Origin of the sequence: Xylanibacillus composti, from assembly GCF_018403685.1 — a bacterium.
Classification (GTDB): domain Bacteria; phylum Bacillota; class Bacilli; order Paenibacillales; family K13; genus Xylanibacillus; species Xylanibacillus composti.
In genome coordinates, this window is record NZ_BOVK01000023.1 from 21614 (window position 1) to 38291 (window position 16678).

Consider the following 16678-nt stretch of genomic DNA (forward strand, 5'->3'; position numbering starts at 1 on the left):
ATGGTTTATGCCTGAATCCTTAGTTTTCGTTAACGGTAAAGATTCAAAGAACGCCCCATTCGCGCGCACGGGCAACGGCTTCCGTCCGCCGCGACACCTGCAGCTTGTCGAAGATATTCCGGTTATATCCCTTGACTGTGCTGAGCGCAAGGAAGAGCCGCTCGCCAATTTCCCGGTTGGAGCAGCCTTGCGCAATGAGGCGCAGCACTTCCAGCTCGCGCGGGCTCAAGGGCTCGATGAGGGGATGCGCAGCCTGCTTTGAGGCAAGGCCCGATACGGCGGCACGCCTGCACTCCTCCGCTTCCGTCTCGGCCAGCAGCCTTGCCGCATACGCGTGCGAACTGCTTCCGTTCGCTACTGAGTCCCGCAGCAGCCCTGTCATGCTCTTCCCTTCATCTAGAAAAAGCCTGACAAAGCCCTCCGGCTCCGCAATTTTCAATGCTTCAGCCAGCGCTTGAACGGCCGCCGTCCTTTCGCCGCTCTCATACTGTGCGCGGGCCTGCAAAACCATGGTCTGAAGCCCGATAGCCATTGAACCGCTCTGCTCAGCCTTCACTCGCAAAGGCTCCAGCGCCTTCAGGGCCGCTAACGGTTCCCCTTGGGCCAGGCAAACTCTGGCAAGGCACATGTGCAGCTTATGGCTTCGCGCCAGCCGGGCAGCTCCATCCCGATCTCCCCGGCGAAGCAGCAGCATTGCCTGCAGTTCGGCAATGTTCGGAAGCTGCCTGTCATATCTTTGCAGCCGCGCCGATTGTTTGGCTCTAGTCACAATCGCCTCGGCTTCGCTTGTCTCCCCTTGCGTCAGACTCAAACGCGCCAAAAATAGTTCGGCTTCTATGAACTTGTCCGTATGTTCCAGATGCTGCGCCAATTCGGCTGCCAGCTTTCCATGCCGCCAGGCCTCGACGAGATCGTTCCACTCATATGAAATGCGCGCCAGCCCCAAATGCGCATCGCATGCTGCCGGCATCGGCGGATTCCCCGCCCATTCCAAGGCTTGCCGATAGGTTTCCGCAGCGGCGACAAGCTGATTTCCCGATTCCTCGATATATCCTGCGCCAATCGTTGCCATAACCGCAATCGCGACATGCCTGATCTTCTGGCTGTTCTCTCGCGCTTCGCTGTAATACTGTCTGGCCAAATCGCGATTTCCCTGCAGCTGATAGGCGTATCCCAGCGCCCAGGAAGCAGCAGCTCGCACCGGTAGATTGTCCGGATGCAAATATTCCAGAGCGCGTTGGGCCTCGATGACAATTTCCTCTGCTTGATGCCGGCTAACGGCTATGGCAGCCCGAACAGATGCGACATGTCCGGCCAAATCGCGAACACCTTCCTCTTTCTCGGCAAGCCGCAGCACAGGATCTAAGCCATGCAGCTTCTGTTCCGCCTCGCTCATGCGCCCCGTCATCAGCAAGCCTGAAGCATACAGAACTCGCAAGGAGGGCCTTGCGTCCAGCTCAGCCTCTGTCAACGAATCCAGCCAACGGAGAACGGGTGAGACCATGCCGCGAAACAGCAGGGGCATGCCCTTCCCCTCCAGAAGGCGGGCAGCGCGTTCAAGATCACCGCCGGTTGCAGCGTGATGGAACGCCTCTAATTCCAAGCCATGCTGTTCGAACCATTCGCTCGCCCTAATATGCAATTCAGCCGGGCGCCAGGTTAGGTCTCTTGCCGATCCGGTACGGCGACGACCCAGCCGCTGTCTCAGCAAATCAGCGAACAGATGGTGATAACGGTACCAGCGCCGCTCATGGTCAAGAGGGATAAGGAACAGGTTCGCACGCTCGAGAAGTTCCAATGTCTCTTGCCCGGATAAGGAAGGAGCCTCTTGTTCCCCGTCATCCGCTTCAAGCAAAGCATCGCAAAGCGAACCGCACATTCGATCCAAAATCGAGGTGCGCATCAAAAAGGATTGTATGGCATGTGATTGCTGCTGCAGCACTTCTTCCAGCAGGTAGTCGACTACGAAGGAATGCGTGCCCGTGAAGGATTGAATATACTCCGAGGGATCTTCCTGTCCTTGCAAGGAGAGCGCTGCCAATTGCAAGCCGGCTATCCATCCTTCTGTGCGTGATTGAAGCTGCAGGATATCATCCTCACCCAGAGTGAGTCCATCCAGCTGAGCGAAAAAAGCAGTCGCTTCAGCTGGGGTAAAGCGCAAATCAGCCGCGCGTATTTCGGTCAGTTGCTTCTGAACGCGCAGTCGGGCCAGCGGAAGGCGCGGCTCCTCACGGGTGACGATCACCACATGCATGTGTGCGGGCATTCGTTCGATGAAGAAGGCGATTGCCTTGTGAAGCGAATCCGACTCAATCACATGATAATCGTCCAATACAAGAATGCACGGATCCGACACGGTAGTAGTGTGATGGAGCATAGCGGCAACGATATAATCAGGAGATGGCGACTGCTGGGATTGGAGCCATGCCAACAAGCTTTCTCTCGCATGAGGCGATAAACCCTGCCATGCACAAATGAGATGTGCAAACAAACGGTCAGGATCGTTATCGCCAGCATCCAGTGACAGCCAACCGAATGGCAGCTTGCATGCAGCGATCCATTCGCCAACCAGTGTAGATTTCCCGTAGCCGGCGGCGGCGGAGATCACCGTAAGTTTGCGGGACAAACTTTCATTCAACTGTTCGAAAAGGCGGGGACGGACAACCGTTCCTGCTTTTGGCATCGGGGGATGCAGTTTTGTTCGTACAATTGACATCATCATACGTTCATCATAATAAGCACGGTTGTTTACCGTCAAGATAGATGACGACATTCGTTTCTTTGTTTCTTCGCACTTGAAAAACCTGCCAACAAGAATTATAATTGTAGTGCCAAATTATGCACATATTAGGAGGAGACTATGAACATCAGCAAGCGAGTACTCATCATTATCTTGGCACTTACGGTTTTGACAACGGCAAGCGTGACGGCGGCCACTGTACACAAGCAATTGACAGCAACGGAAAGGCAAGATTTCACCATCGAAGTAGACGGTCTGCCGCAAACGATTACAGATGCCAGAGGCAACAGGGTATACCCCGTAGTAATCAATGGAACTACATACCTGCCGTTGCGGTCGACAGCTCAATTAGTAGGTCTTCCTGTGACCTGGGATGCCGATTCGCTAACAGTAAAACTGGGCGAGCAAGAATCGTCCGGACCGAAATACTTGTTCGACCAGCAGTTGAAAGGCACCAAATATCAAATGAAGGTCAATGACCCGACCCTCTTGGTCGTGAACACGGATGAAGGCCAGCAAACGTTCAAAAACGGCATTTCCCACAGCATCTGGAATGGCACTATGAGCGCTTCCGACTATACGCGAATGGAAAATTTCGATGTCTCCGGAGCCACTAAAATCACCTTGACCGCTTACAGCCCAGAACGGGATGCTGAGGTTATCATTTCCGGAGAAAATGCCAAAGACATCGTAGCCAGCTTCGAAGTAAGCAAAGGCACGATTGTAACAAAGACCTACCAATTGGACGGCAGGCATGAAATCTCGTTCGGCATTAACGGCACGAATAGCGGCGGTACTGCTGCCGATGCTTATATCTTTGACGCTTTTGTAGAGTAAAAATAAATACTTTCATATAGGAGCTGTCTCCATGGTCAAGAAATGACCAAGGGACAGCTCCTTGCCATTCACTCGGTCTATGCGCTAAGCATCAGCAAGAGCAACCCCCATATTTCCCAAACCCAGCACTGTCACCGAAACTTTGTCTTCAGATAGTTGCATACCTCTTCCTCCTGTCCATCCCTGACTTGTTTTTCTTGTATTGCAACACCATCATAAACCTTGACAGTAACGTGAAGGTCAAGAGCAAATGATCAAAGCATTTCCGAACTGTTGCATAAGATGTGATATACTATCAAGGAAGCATCAACACTAATAAAAAAACAGAGGTAGTGAAAGATGGCTCGATATAAAGAAGAGCAAGCCAAGCAGATTCGGGAAGAACGCAAGGATCAAATACTCAATGCCGCCTTGACTGTTTTTGCAGAGTACGGGATCGAAGGCACGAAAATGAACATGATTGCGAAGGCTGCCGGTTTAAGCCATGGCCTCATGTACCATTATTTCAAGTCCAAAGAGGAAGTCCTGATAACAAGCCTGCAATGGGCAATGAACGGGGCCGAAGTATTCATCGAGGAAGTACGCTCATCGAAGGATTCTCCCTTGGGCAAAATTGCGCATTTCACCAGATCCGCCCTTACCGCCGACAATCACGTCATCTTTCGGGTGATTCAAAGCTGTATCAACCATTCGAATTTAGATGAGGCGACCCAGAGGCTGATTGAACATACCACAGCGGAGTATGTCCGGCTGCTGGTGCCCATATTGATTGAAGGGCAGGAGCGCGGCGAAGTCATCGACGAAGACCCGGACAAGCTGGCCAACTTGTATTTGACGATACTATCTGGACTGATCGCTGACGATGTAGGATGGCTTCAACAGGATTTGGATTGGAATATACGCATGCTGCTCCGAGTTATACAGAAATAAAGACTGCTAGACAAAGCTTCGCTGCCGAAGCTTTTTTTTGTTGACGAAATCGCAGCCCTCGATTACTATTATTATTGACTGATTAAGTCAGTCAATAATATTCAAGACAGAAGGGATTGACTTCAATGCCAAGTAACGCAACGAACCCCCCATCAGGTCCGCGCCCGACGGCAACGAAAGAGAGAGCCTTGGCCCCGGACCTGGGGCGCGGCTTTATGCTGCTGCTGATTGTGCTCGCGCATGCGCCTATCTATTTATTTATGTCGGAGACTTTTATGCTGACTCGGCCGCTGGGCGAGAATAGGCTGGATGACCTCGTCAATCTGATCAGCCTGCTGTTCGTGGACAACCGCGCTTATCCGATGTTTGCCGTTCTGTTCGGATACGGGTTGGCAGTCATGGTAACTCGACAGTTGGATAAAGGAGTGCCGGAGGCGAAAGTTCGACGATTGCTTCGACGCCGGTCATGGCTGCTGATCGTCTTCGGCTTCCTCCATCTTGTCCTCATAGGCGGCGCCGATATCCTTGCCACTTACGGTCTATCCGGTCTAATTCTCGGATGGCTGCTGTTCAAGCCGGAGCGGGCACAGCGGCGCAGCATGTACCTGATCGGGATCTTGTATCTGATATTCATTCCGCTTGCCTGGTTCATCATGTATCCGATCATGACAGGAGTAGATAACATGATTGGCTTGACGGCCTCCCATACGTATGTGCAGCTGGCAACCGAGCATGCGACAGCATTCCCTATCGTACTCCTGTTTCAAATACTGCTATATCCTATGCTGCTCATTATAGCCATCGGCATCTGGTCAGCCCGCAAGCGATGGCTGGAACTTCCTGATCGCCTCCGCCCGCAATTGAAGCGAATTGCATTCAGCGGCATTGGGATATCGCTGCTCGGAGCACTCCCTTATGCGCTGGTCGGTGCGAATTTGTGGCATCCGCAGTCCGGTGCAATCAGCTGGCTGCTCGTTCTTCATATTTTTTCCGGCGTGGCAGGCGGATTGGGATACACCGCGCTAATCGCGATCATAGCCATCTCCGTCCGCCAAGCGGCACCCAAAGTGACGAATACGCTGGCTGCGGTCGGCAAACGCTCGCTCACCTTTTATTTGTATCAAGAAGCCATGCTGGTCATTGTGCTATCACCGGTCGCCCTCGGCATAGGGGGGAAGCTGAACAGTACCGGAGCTTTCGTTGTCGCTATCCTGATCTGGCTATCTGCAGCAGGCTTAGCCGCATGGCTGGAGCGCCGGGGCTGGAGCGGTCCCGCGGATGCTTTATTAAGAAAACTGATTTATCGCAAGAGCTAGTTTGTTCTTGACGATCTAATGAGACCGTCAGCATTGCGCAAGCAGCCTAAACTAGGATACGGAGCGGCTATGGAGTATTTCATCAATTTCCTTGATCTGCTCCGGGGTAAGCGGACCTGCGCTTATCGCCTCCGCCGCTTCGTCGACTTGCTTCACACTCTTCATTCCGGGTATCGGCAGCGTGCAGTCATGTTTGCCCCAAATCCAGGCGAGCGCTCCCTGCACCAAACTTCGATTGCCGGAGGTCAAAATTTCCCGGACAGCATCCAGCGCCTCCACATATTCGGCCTTGGGCCGGCCATCTTTGAAGTACAGTACCCATTCGTGCTTGCTGCCGCGCACATCGTCTATCGGCAGACGGGAGGCCATATGGAATTTTCCACTCAGCAGCCCCATCGCCAGCGGAGCATTGTTAATACTGGTCAGCTGGTTCCGCTCACACAAATCGATCATATCCGAGTTGCCAATTAAGACGTTGAAGGGGTGCTGAATCGATACACAGGACGAGCGCTTGGCGAACATCTCCGCAGCCGCCGCATTCGTTGTGCTCCAGCCGTATGCGCGAATCCAGCCTTGCTGCTTCAGCCTTTCCAGCGCGTCGATGACGGCATCGATCTGCGAGAACGGAATATCGCCTGCATGGAGCTGATACAAATCGATGTATTCTGTCCCCAGCCTCCTTAGCGACGCTTCGCAGGCTGAACGGATATATGAAGCGGAGATATCTGTCCTCGAATATACATTACGGGTATCAGCATCGTAGGTAAAGCCGAATTTGGTGGCGATCACCGCCTCATGCCTACGTCCGCGCAACGCTTTGCCGATCATTTCCTCGCTATGCCCGGTGCCATATACATCCGCAGTATCGAAAAATTGAATGCCCCGTTCCAAAGCCCGCTCAATGGCGCGTTCCGACTCGCGATCATCGACCTCCCCCCATCCGTCCGGCATGCCGTCTAACCAGAATGGTCCGCCGATTGCCCAGCAACCAAATCCAAGCGGACTGACCTCTATTTCCGAATTCCCCAATCTTTTCATTTTCATCACCTTCCAACCTCCCTTTTCTTACCGAATCATGTTCATTATAATGAAGAAAATCGGTTTGGATTAGAGCCATTTTTCACTCAGTTTGGGGAACCAATTTGCGAAAGGCGGATGAATATGTTTGGCATTTACCTTGATCCGGCGTCGCGCACACCTGTCACTTCTCAGCTCTGCAACCAGCTTCGCCAAAAAATTGAGTACGGAGAATTGGCGGAAGGAACGCGTCTGCCTCCTACCCGAAGGCTGGCGCAGGAATTCGGCATTGCGCGCAACATCGCCATCGACGCTTATGAGCAATTGATCGCGGAAGGCTACCTGATCGGCCAGCCTGGCTCCGGCACCTATGTGGCCGAGGGAATCAGGCTGACCGCCACAAGCCGGAGCAATGCGGAAATGCCCGTTATGATTCCAGGCATAGACGATCAGCCGAAAGCGAAGGACTTGATCGATTTCACCGTAGGGACACCGGATTTGCAGAGCTTTCCTAGGAAAATATGGGCCAAATACTTGAAAACGGCGGCAGAGACGGCGCCAGGCGAGTTATACGATTACGGGGATATTCGAGGCGTGCAGGAGCTAAGGGTTGAAATTGCCGCCTATTTGCACAGAACGAGAGGCATGCGCTGCCATTCGGGCCAGATTATGATCGTATCCGGCTCCTCCGAAGGAATGGCCCTGATAGCCCAAGCGATGCGGCCAAGCTTCGCCTCCGTGTATTTGGAGGACCCGACAATTGAATTTGCGCAGCACATCTTCTTTCATGCCCATTATGGCATCACGCCAATGGAAGTCGATGCATCCGGCATGAGGCTGCACGAAATTTCCCGCTTCCAGAACGGCCATCTCATGCTGCTCACGCCGTCGCATCAATTTCCAACCGGCAGCATCTTGTCGATTCGACGGCGCCAGCATGCCGTCAGACTTGCAGAGCAGGCGGATGCCTATATCATCGAAGACGATTACGATGGCGACTTTCGGCTGAAGGGCGTCCCCATTCCTTCGCTGCACACATTAAATCCCGACAGGGTCATTTATGTCGGGACGTTCAGCAAAACGCTCGCACCCGGCATGCGCATCGGCTTCCTTGTTGTCCCACCCGCCCTGCTAGGGCGCTTCGCCGAATTGAAGGAGAATCTGAACCTGCGTGCACAGGCCGTACCGCAAGCGGCGCTTGCCCAATTTATGAAGGATGGGCGATTGGACCGCCATATTCACAAGATGAAAGGAATCTATCGAGCCAGACGCAACGTGCTGGTCAACGCATTGAAACAGAAATTTGGCGATTGGTTCCGAATCCGGGGCGATGAGGCGGGGATGCATGTGCTCCTCGAAGTGACGGGAGAGCCATGGATTGACAGCTGGCAGCATTCAGCAGCGTTTGGGGTGCGCGTCCACGAGGTCGAAGACTACTGCCTGCTCAAAGGAAAGCGCACCCATCAAATCGTATTGGGTTACGGGAATGTTCAAAAGGAAGACATAGAGACCGGCATCGAAAGGCTGCATCAATTTGTACAGCATGAGGCCGCATATCTGCCCTAGACTATTGGAGATAGGCATCTGAGGACCCTCGCTATACATCATGGAACGATAAGCCCCTTGCCCGAATGTACGATTTGTCGTTACTACTTAGCATCCCTACTTGCCCGGCTTGACGCTCGGCCACTGCCGATCGACCTTGCCGATGATAGCGCTGCTGCTGACTCAACCGTTTGGAAATGTAACTATAACGGACATGGATGACCGTTATAGGGCGTATGAGGCGTTTTTGACATTGTGACGGACACGGATGACCATTAGCGCTGAGTTTATCGGTCCAAACCACAGTTTTTGGCCTCTAATGGTCATCGGCTACCGTTAGAAAATCAAAAGAACGTTTTTTTCGCTCTAACGGACAATGATGACCGTCACAGATTCAATCGCTCTATACCTGCGGGAAGTTGTACCATCGGACAATCAACTGGCATTCGAAGTTTGCCTGGCATGATACTTCCTCCTCTACTATTGCGCTTGTATGTTCAAGGTTCAGCCAAGTTTACTGCCGTATTGCCAACAGCACATTCCAATATTGCCCAATCCGCCCGAAGGTGTCTTGCGAGCGTTGTTCAATGAATTGTCTCGCAGCTTCATAGTCCGGGTCATCGGAAGCGATTCCTCTGGTTGCGAATGCCACAAGCTGCTCCTTCAGCTGCTCTATAACCAAAGACAAGCTCTCCTCATCTTGGATTTCCTTGAACTGCCGGGCATACATTTGCACGATGGCCTCTATCTCATCGCCAGACGCTGTTGTTCTTCCCAATTTGTTGGTCATGGACAAGTGCTGTGCCTGAGATGCGGTCAATGAGGCGTTAGTCGGAGCTATCTTGGAGCGTGCCGCATAAAATTTCTCCTCAATGGATTGATAGTTCCGAATTTTCGCTTCATTATGCGCCGCATATTGATCGATCAAACGATCAAACCCCGCTTTGATATCCCCGCTTAGGACTGTTTGGCTGAATAATTGCAGCGCTGATGTCGAAGAAGCCAGCTCCAGCTGAGCTTCATAGGAATCCAGTTGTGTTTTGACGCCGCCAAACAAATTGACGCCCGTCGACGTCAGACTATCCAGGCCGTCCGTGATCTGCTTCAAAACATTTTCTATCTGATTCAGTTCTTCTGTGCTAAGCGAATCATAAAAATGCGAATCATTTAGAAACTGGCTGAACACCAGCCATTGATCTTGCGGCCGATACGAAAAAACATCTGAGGGATCGGCATGCTGGACGTTGTAATCCAGATCGAAAATACTGCTAAGTACATTCTCGCTGAAATCGACCATTTCATCCGAAAAGGACAATATGACGGATTCGCCGTTTCGCTGCACTTCGATTTCTTTGCCGGCCATAGAACGCGCATTTTGCTGCAAAACATCACTATCCTTAAATCGATTCATGTTTCTTGCAGCTGCCGCCCCTTGAAAGCTGTTGTCTATCTTCACCTTTTATCCCTGCCTCTCTTTAGCTTCGTTATAAATATATATCGGACAACCTCCCAATAAAATAAATATTTCCCATACAGTTCATGCAAACTTCCAAGTGCAATGCCGGCCGAATGGTGCGTTCGAACCGATTCCGATATCATTGTACAGAAGCGAGTCGTTATTTGCCAATCTTCTGAACCAGACGGCCAAACACACAGAGAACAATACCTGTCGCAAGTACAGCATAGGCAGGCACTTCCACTGTCGGACCGAACTCCGGGGTAAGAAAGAATACGACGAAAAACAGACCGGCAGAACCGGTTCCGAACAACCAGAGAAGAAGAAATTCGGCAACTTTATTCAGCTTTGAGAAGACGAACCAGCGCAGAAAGAGCATGATCATGTACAGAATCAGCATCGCCAGTGGAAACGAAAGCATCACTTTAATCGCAACGGTCCCGGCATAGTACGTTCGGGAGCCGTCCATAAACAAGGCAAACAACCCAGTAATTATCGTGCTTGCGGCAAAAAAATAGAAGATGCCCGCAACGGCAAACATCCCCCATTCCTTGAATGCCATTCTCGGAAGCTCGCCTAAAATGCTTTCTGCATACTTCTTCGGATCGTCGCCGAAGATGTCCTGTGCGGTCTTGCCTTCTGCCTGTGCTTCCAGCAAATGATCAAGCAGTTCGGATAATATCTCTTCGGTTTCCTGCTCGGATTTATGAAAGGACAAGCGAGTATAAACGAGCAGATCATTGTAATATTCAAGATTTTCCTTCGACAATCGCTCGCGCTTTTCATTATTCAACCGTATGAGATCCTTCGCTTTCATTGTGGTTCCTCCTTGCTCAATATTTGATCCACCGGTGTTTTCAGGCTTTCCCAGTTATCGGCGAAATCAGAAAGGGCCTGTTCGCCCTCCTTCGTAAGAAAGTAATACTTCCGGTTCGGCCCGCTCGGCGATTCTCTCATCTCGCCGCGAATCAGCTGTTCCTTCTGAAGCCGAAGCAGAATCGGATAAATCGAGCCTTCACTCACTTCCAAACCGAATGTCTGCAGCTTCATCGACAATTCATAGCCGTACACGCTTTGACGAGAGATCACTGCAAGGATGCAGCCTTCGAGAATCCCCTTCAGCAATTGGCTTCTTAACGACAATCCCTCCACCTACCTTGCTATGCAATATACTGGCGCAAAAAATAAGTCACTCCGGTATCTTGTTATGCCATATAGTCTAACCGATAGAATTCAGATAGTCAAATATATATCTGCTTGGAAATTCCGTATGGGGACGGCAAGCCTTAACCATATATAGGGTTAATGCAGCGTTCACCATAAATTTGTGATGAGCAGCACAAACAGGCAGCCCCAAGTCATACTGGCACGACTTGGGGCTGCCTCTATACATAGCAAGGTTTAAGGTTCAATCCCCCAGACAAGCTTGTCATGGAGATAGAGCGTCACTTTGTCCCAGTCCTCGAATGAGGTTTTGGCAGGATCATAGGAGTAATCATTCGTCTCATCGAAGTTCGTCCAGTCTGCCTTCGACATGCGGAGCTGAATTTCTCCAGATTGTCCGCCTGCAGCCAGCGAGCCCGTTCCAGGCTTGAAGGTCAATTCGACATACGCATCCGTGAAGTCCCTTTCAATATTGTGGCCGCCTACCTGGGCCCAATCAATCCAGGAATTCATGGCAGCAGCGCCTTCTTTGGAGAAGTAGTAACGGATTTTCAAGTCCTCCAATTCTACCGTTTCGCTGCCCGTATTCTTAATATTAAAATGCGCTTTTATTTGGTTGTTGGTCGGGTCTCTGTCAGCCTCGCGATATTGCAGCACCAGCTCCCCGCTAGATCCCGATGAATCCGTTGGAGTAGCGCTGGCTGGGTTGGAATTCGGGCTTTCGCCTGCCTGATTGACTGCGCTTACTACATAATGATAGGTTGTGCCGTTTATGGCACTGGCATCCGTATAGGTTGTAGCAATTACGTTTGCAGCCAGCAGTTCAAATGTGTTCCCGCCATCCATTGAACGTTTCACTGTATAGCTGGATGCGCCGTCGGAGGCACTCCAATGGAGCGTGACCTCGTTGTCTCCAGCTTCAGCGATCAGGTTGACCGGTGCTGCCGGCACTTCGCCCGGCTCTTCTGAATCTGCGCTCAATACGATGTGATAGGCGGTCAATGGCGGTATGGTGTACGAAAACTCGTTATTGGAAATTTGGGCAATCGGCGCAGCTTCAAACAGCTCGGAGCTGGATGAATCGAAACCATATACAGATCCGGCATTGTACTGTTGATTCCCGGCAATCGTGAAATCTGCCTGCAGTGGCGTATCGGTATTTTTGTTCATGACGATCAGATGGAGTTTGCCGGTTTCTTCTGTCACGGAAGCATGAACTGAGCTATTCTCAATGTCAGACGTTGCGGAACGCACGCTGATGTCCCCGAAGGTTGAATCATCGCCATCGTAGTTACGATACAATTGATAGGCCGCGCTCACATAGCTTGTATCTGCCTCCAACCTCCAAAAGTTGGCCATGTACACGCCATATTTTCCAAAGATGCCAAGTGCATCGGCCAAAGCCAATCCCCCGGAAATATGACCCTCTCCGCCATAGCTGAACTCGGTGATAGCCAGCTTCGTTCCCGGATAATACTGATCAATCGACTGCTTCAAGCGAGGCAGGATAGGCAAGTAATCGCTGAAATATTGGGCAATCCAGCTGTCTTCCACATATGTCGGGTCCCACAATGTTCTCGGCGCCTGCAATCTGGCCTTCTGGGTCTCTACATTCCCGACTCCGCTGAAGGTAATGCGCTGGCCCCCGCCTTGCGCCTCCGGATACCAGTGAACATCCAACACATCAAGCAGTCGTTGGCCTTCATCCTGAGAAGCCTGCTTCAGTTGATCTAGATAATAGTCGACATACCAATTGTAGCTCCCTTTGACAGCGGCCCAATCCGGCGCGTCCTGCAAGGAATAATAGGCGTTGAAGCCATAAAACACCCCGCCGAATATTTCCGCATGAGGGTCTACCGCTTTCACCGCCTTCGCCATGCCTACCGAGCGATCCACCAGTTCTACAGCGCCCACGGGATCAGGGTGAATTCTCGCATGCGTGTGCGACCACAGCCCGGGTTCATTGTCCAGCGAATACCCTTTGACGCCGGTTGACGATTGGGCATCCCCGTAATGATGGACCATAAAGTTCACAAATTCATCCATATACACCACGCCGTCATTCAAATCCGGCTGCAGCTGGAAGGGGGCTTGCTTCGCAAATTCGATCTGATCCCACCTGGCAGAAGGAGCCGTCTCGCTCACATCAACCGGTCCAGCCTTGTCTCGCGCCACGTATCCGGCCATGGGAAGCGTCAAGACGGTATATGCCCCCTGGGCAAGGGACTGGTCGTGAAATGTCGATTGCACTTTGCCCGGAATCTCGCATTCCGAAGGGGAGAGAGCAAATTCCGAGCACAAGTACTCATCGCTTTGATGAAGCCAATCCGAGCCTGCATTGGACGCATTGTTCTCCCAATTGTATCCCGTCATTCGGTTGCCGCCCAATCTTCTGGCCGTGAATCCCTCATTGCCTGTCAAACTTGCCGAGGCATTCGTACCGTAGATGTATGGACTGATTTCCTGACGATCCTCGTTCGTATGCACCTGGATGGAGACAGGCAAAGGCGCCGCTTCGGCTGCCTCGGAGGGCGCGACCAACACGACCCCTAGCATCGCTCCTATCGTGAGCGCGCTTAACAAATTCCTCCCTTTCCGTTTTTGCATAAACATAGACATCATCTACCTCCTCGCGTTTTGGCGATCATTTAGCAGCCTGGAAATCCAAGCCACCATAGTTTTAATATACCTTTAGAAAACGTTGTATTTAAGTTGAATATTTTTCGCAAGCGTATTGAATATTTTGTTGTCTCTCAGTAAACCGCAATGGCCGTTTCTTCGTCTGTTGTTTCGACTGCTCTATCTCGCTCTATCTCTCTCTATCCCGGCTTTATCGGACACTGGTGACCGTTAGAGGGTTGAAAATCGGTTTTTTTTAATTTAACGGACACTCATGTCCATTAAACCGCAAGAAACACCGTATAGAGCCACAGATTCACTTGTAATGGACACGGATGACCGTTGCATATTCAAAAATCAAAAAAATCGCCTCTAATGGTCATCCATGTCCGTTAGCTCCCCTCGACGAAGACTTCGAATGCATGGAATCCAATCGCATCCCCTTACCGAAGGCATCGCCTTTGCGCTTAAGTGCCCGGTATTTGTACTTGCTCCAACTTCCACTTTCTTGTAGAATAAAGCATATATTGAATATGACGGCATGAAGCACATGTCGCTTTGATGAAGAGAACCGGTTGAACGGGACTTGAATCAGGGCGGCTTTTTTCATGTCCAACCTGCAAAGGTGGTGTTGCGATTGATCCGCTTTGAGACGATGATGGACGAGTGGGTATCGAAGCAGATTGCGGAGGAGGCTAATCCGCGAAGGAGAGAAATCCTGCAAAAGGGGCTCGGCCATGGCACAAAAGAATTTCTCAGAACTGTTTGGTATCCAGCTGTTGGCAACCTCAAGCACCTGTATCCTGAATGGGAGGTACGAGATTATGGCAACCGCTACCGGTACTTGGATCTTGCCTATATGCCTGGCGGTGCGAAAGGCTGTATTGAAATCCATGGATACAAGTCTCACGCAAGAGATATTGAAGCATGGAGATTTAAGGATTTGTGCATGAAGCAGGCGTATTTAACGCTGGACGATTGGGTGTTTTTGCCGATTGCCTATTTGTCGATTACCGATGAGCCGGAAGCCTGCAAGCAACTAGTGCTCTCGTTTGTCGGTAAATTTGTGTCCATGCCGACGCACCGTTCGCTTAGTTGGGCAGAGGCGGAAACAATGCGGTATGCGCGGGGCATGCTGCGTCCATTTACTTCCGGCGAATTGGCGTCCCACTTGCAGCGATCCGACCGACAAGCCCGGCGCATCCTGGACAAGCTTATCGGGATGAATCTGCTGAGGGTCGTGAATAACCAGCATCGGTATCGTACCTATCAATTGGAGTGACAATCGCGCGTGATCTCCTGCTGCTACCTGCCTCGCGCCTCGGTCGTGGCGGGCTCCTGCTGCTACCTGCCTGGCGTCTCAGTCGTGGACGGGCTCCTGCTGCTACCTGCCTCGCGCCTCGGTCGTAGCGGGCTCCTGCTGCTATCTGCCTGGCGTCTCAGTCGTGGACGGGCTCCTGCTGCTACCTGCCTGGCGTCTCAGTCGTGGACGGGCTCTGCTGCTTTCGGCCTTTCGCCTCGGTCATGTATGTCCGTTAGAGGACGAATTCTCGTTTTTTCGTGATTTAACGGTCGCGGTTGTCCATTAGAGATTGAAAATCAACGATTCTGCACGCACATTCCACTCTAATGGACATACGTGTCCCTTACATGCTCATTTTCCCAAAAAACTGCCTCTAATGGACATGCATGTCCGCCTCTGGACATAGCGGAGTCCGGGCTTCGCCTGCTGCAGTTGTTGTTCTGTAAATACCCGGCCCCGGCCCATCTGCCTGATGCGAGTTTCCCGCAGAGTACACCTCCTATATCGGTCGTGGGCAACAGCCCTGAACAAACTTCATTCAACTTCACCCGCGCATCTCTCGTCCACTTCATATAAGGGGAAAGGGGATGAGCAATATAAAGCGATCTATCTTGTTCTGGCTCAGCTTGCTCTGCATAACCATCATGGTGGGTTGCGGCCGTACAGATTCAGGGACACAGGTCCACCCTACTTCTGTATCGAATCTGCAAATGCCGGCAACTCCCGAACTGAGTGCTGACGAGACCCGCGCCAGTATCAAACACGCCGCAGCATTCGATCCGAAGGAAGTAAAAGCGGGAGATACGATTGCTGGGTTGACGGTCAAGTCGATTCGAACCGGCGACAATCCGACACAATATGCGATTGTTGACTTGGAGGGAGAGTTGACCGTAAACGGCTATTATTATCACACGGGTGCCATGCTCAACTTCCAGCCGGATCTTCCTTCCTTGGAGTTGATCCCCCATGTGAAAGATGCCTATGTTCTCCACTACCGGGATGGTGTAAAGGTACCGCGCATGCCTCGGTTCTCCTTCGATGTCTCGAGTTACGATGCGCTCGCTTCATCTGCAGCAGGAATGGGCTATGCCACCATGGTGTTGTCCGATTACACCATTTACTATGTGCCGGAAGCCAACTCTTGGATGACCGAATCAGTCATCCAAGACGGTCGGTTATTCATGCAGCTTGGTGAAGATCTGCTTCCCTTCGGCTTCCGCTACATAGAGGACGATGCCACGCCGATTTCGCTTGCCGAAGAGGCCGAGGTCCATGTCTTGTCGCTCCCGGATGAAGCAACCCTCGATGAAAATGGAGCTATCATCTGGAACGATATGACGGTTCGCAAGGATATGTTGGCGGCATGGTTCAGTTCGGAAGATCATCTGCATGCATCTTCATTGGTTGGCAATCATGCTGCGCTGCTCCAACATGAGCTGCTTTCTCTTCCGCAGATTGGCAATGCCCATCTGTTGGTGGTCGAGCGGGACAAGTGGGACGATGCGATAGGTCATTATAATGGTGTGGAGTATGAGTACTGGATTGTCGTGCTGCGGGAAGATCCGATGGTTCAACTGGCCGGAGACGACTACATGCATGCTTTTTGTCTAATTGGTGTTAGGGATCAGCAAAGCGAAGCAGCGGAGCAACATATGCTGGAATTGGCCGCCTTGCATTGGAATGTCCCGAGCGAGGAGTTCTACTGGAACGATTGAGAAAAAGCGCACACTCCCATGGAAGAGTGTGCGCTG

The 16678-nt window shown here is 51.6% G+C and carries 12 protein-coding genes; 6 read left to right on the forward strand and 6 right to left on the reverse strand.

Annotation, left to right across the window (positions count from 1 at the left end; genetic code table 11):
- Positions 1 to 43: 43 nt before the first annotated feature.
- A complete protein-coding gene (locus XYCOK13_RS09270; RefSeq protein ID WP_308443017.1) occupies positions 44 to 2719 on the reverse strand; it encodes a winged helix-turn-helix domain-containing protein in 2676 nt (891 codons plus the stop codon).
- Positions 2720 to 2860: 141 nt separating this feature from the next.
- On the opposite strand from XYCOK13_RS09270, the gene XYCOK13_RS09275 reads away from it, so the two are divergent.
- From XYCOK13_RS09275 to XYCOK13_RS09285, 3 genes are all read left to right on the forward strand, one after another.
- Complete coding sequence (locus XYCOK13_RS09275) at positions 2861 to 3577, forward strand: stalk domain-containing protein (protein ID WP_213411861.1); 717 nt, start codon at positions 2861 to 2863, stop codon at positions 3575 to 3577.
- A gap of 339 nt (positions 3578 to 3916) precedes the next feature.
- Positions 3917 to 4507, forward strand: coding sequence for a TetR/AcrR family transcriptional regulator (locus tag XYCOK13_RS09280; protein WP_213411862.1), 591 nt, complete (start codon positions 3917 to 3919; stop codon positions 4505 to 4507).
- A 125-nt stretch (positions 4508 to 4632) separates the two neighbouring features.
- Positions 4633 to 5823 carry a DUF418 domain-containing protein gene (locus XYCOK13_RS09285; protein WP_213411863.1) on the forward strand — a complete coding sequence of 397 codons (1191 nt, stop codon included), beginning with the start codon at positions 4633 to 4635 and terminating at the stop codon, positions 5821 to 5823.
- 51 nt (positions 5824 to 5874) lie between these two features.
- On the opposite strand, the gene XYCOK13_RS09290 is transcribed toward XYCOK13_RS09285, so the two are convergent.
- Positions 5875 to 6867 (reverse strand): aldo/keto reductase, encoded by a 993-nt coding sequence (locus XYCOK13_RS09290; protein ID WP_308443018.1) that lies wholly within the window; start codon positions 6865 to 6867, stop codon positions 5875 to 5877.
- A 117-nt stretch (positions 6868 to 6984) separates the two neighbouring features.
- On the opposite strand from XYCOK13_RS09290, the gene pdxR reads away from it, so the two are divergent.
- Positions 6985 to 8406 carry a MocR-like pyridoxine biosynthesis transcription factor PdxR gene (gene pdxR, locus XYCOK13_RS09295; protein WP_213411864.1) on the forward strand — a complete coding sequence of 474 codons (1422 nt, stop codon included), beginning with the start codon at positions 6985 to 6987 and terminating at the stop codon, positions 8404 to 8406.
- A 493-nt stretch (positions 8407 to 8899) separates the two neighbouring features.
- Here pdxR and XYCOK13_RS09300 read toward each other — a convergent pair whose 3' ends face one another.
- The 4 genes from XYCOK13_RS09300 to XYCOK13_RS09315 form a co-directional block, all read right to left on the reverse strand.
- Positions 8900 to 9841: a hypothetical protein gene (locus XYCOK13_RS09300; RefSeq protein ID WP_213411865.1), complete on the reverse strand. Its 942-nt coding sequence runs from the start codon at positions 9839 to 9841 to the stop codon at positions 8900 to 8902.
- Between the two features lie 160 nt (positions 9842 to 10001).
- Positions 10002 to 10658, reverse strand: a complete 657-nt coding sequence (locus tag XYCOK13_RS09305) for a DUF1129 family protein (RefSeq protein ID WP_213411866.1) — start codon at positions 10656 to 10658, stop codon at positions 10002 to 10004.
- On the reverse strand, positions 10655 to 10984 hold the full coding sequence (locus XYCOK13_RS09310) for a PadR family transcriptional regulator (RefSeq protein WP_213411867.1): 330 nt from the start codon (positions 10982 to 10984) through the stop codon (positions 10655 to 10657). The genes XYCOK13_RS09305 and XYCOK13_RS09310 overlap by 4 nt, the downstream gene beginning before the upstream one ends.
- Before the next feature lie 258 nt (positions 10985 to 11242).
- Positions 11243 to 13624 carry a glycoside hydrolase family 44 protein gene (locus XYCOK13_RS09315; RefSeq protein ID WP_244865092.1) on the reverse strand — a complete coding sequence of 794 codons (2382 nt, stop codon included), beginning with the start codon at positions 13622 to 13624 and terminating at the stop codon, positions 11243 to 11245.
- 637 nt (positions 13625 to 14261) lie between these two features.
- Here XYCOK13_RS09315 and XYCOK13_RS09320 point away from each other — a divergent pair.
- Together XYCOK13_RS09320 and XYCOK13_RS09325 are read left to right on the forward strand one after the other, a co-directional pair.
- Positions 14262 to 14906 (forward strand): transcriptional regulator, encoded by a 645-nt coding sequence (locus XYCOK13_RS09320; protein WP_213411868.1) that lies wholly within the window; start codon positions 14262 to 14264, stop codon positions 14904 to 14906.
- Between the two features lie 608 nt (positions 14907 to 15514).
- The gene (locus XYCOK13_RS09325; RefSeq protein ID WP_213411869.1) at positions 15515 to 16642 is read left to right on the forward strand and encodes a hypothetical protein; all 1128 of its coding nucleotides are present in this window, start codon (positions 15515 to 15517) and stop codon (positions 16640 to 16642) included.
- The last annotated feature ends 36 nt before the right edge of the window (positions 16643 to 16678 follow it).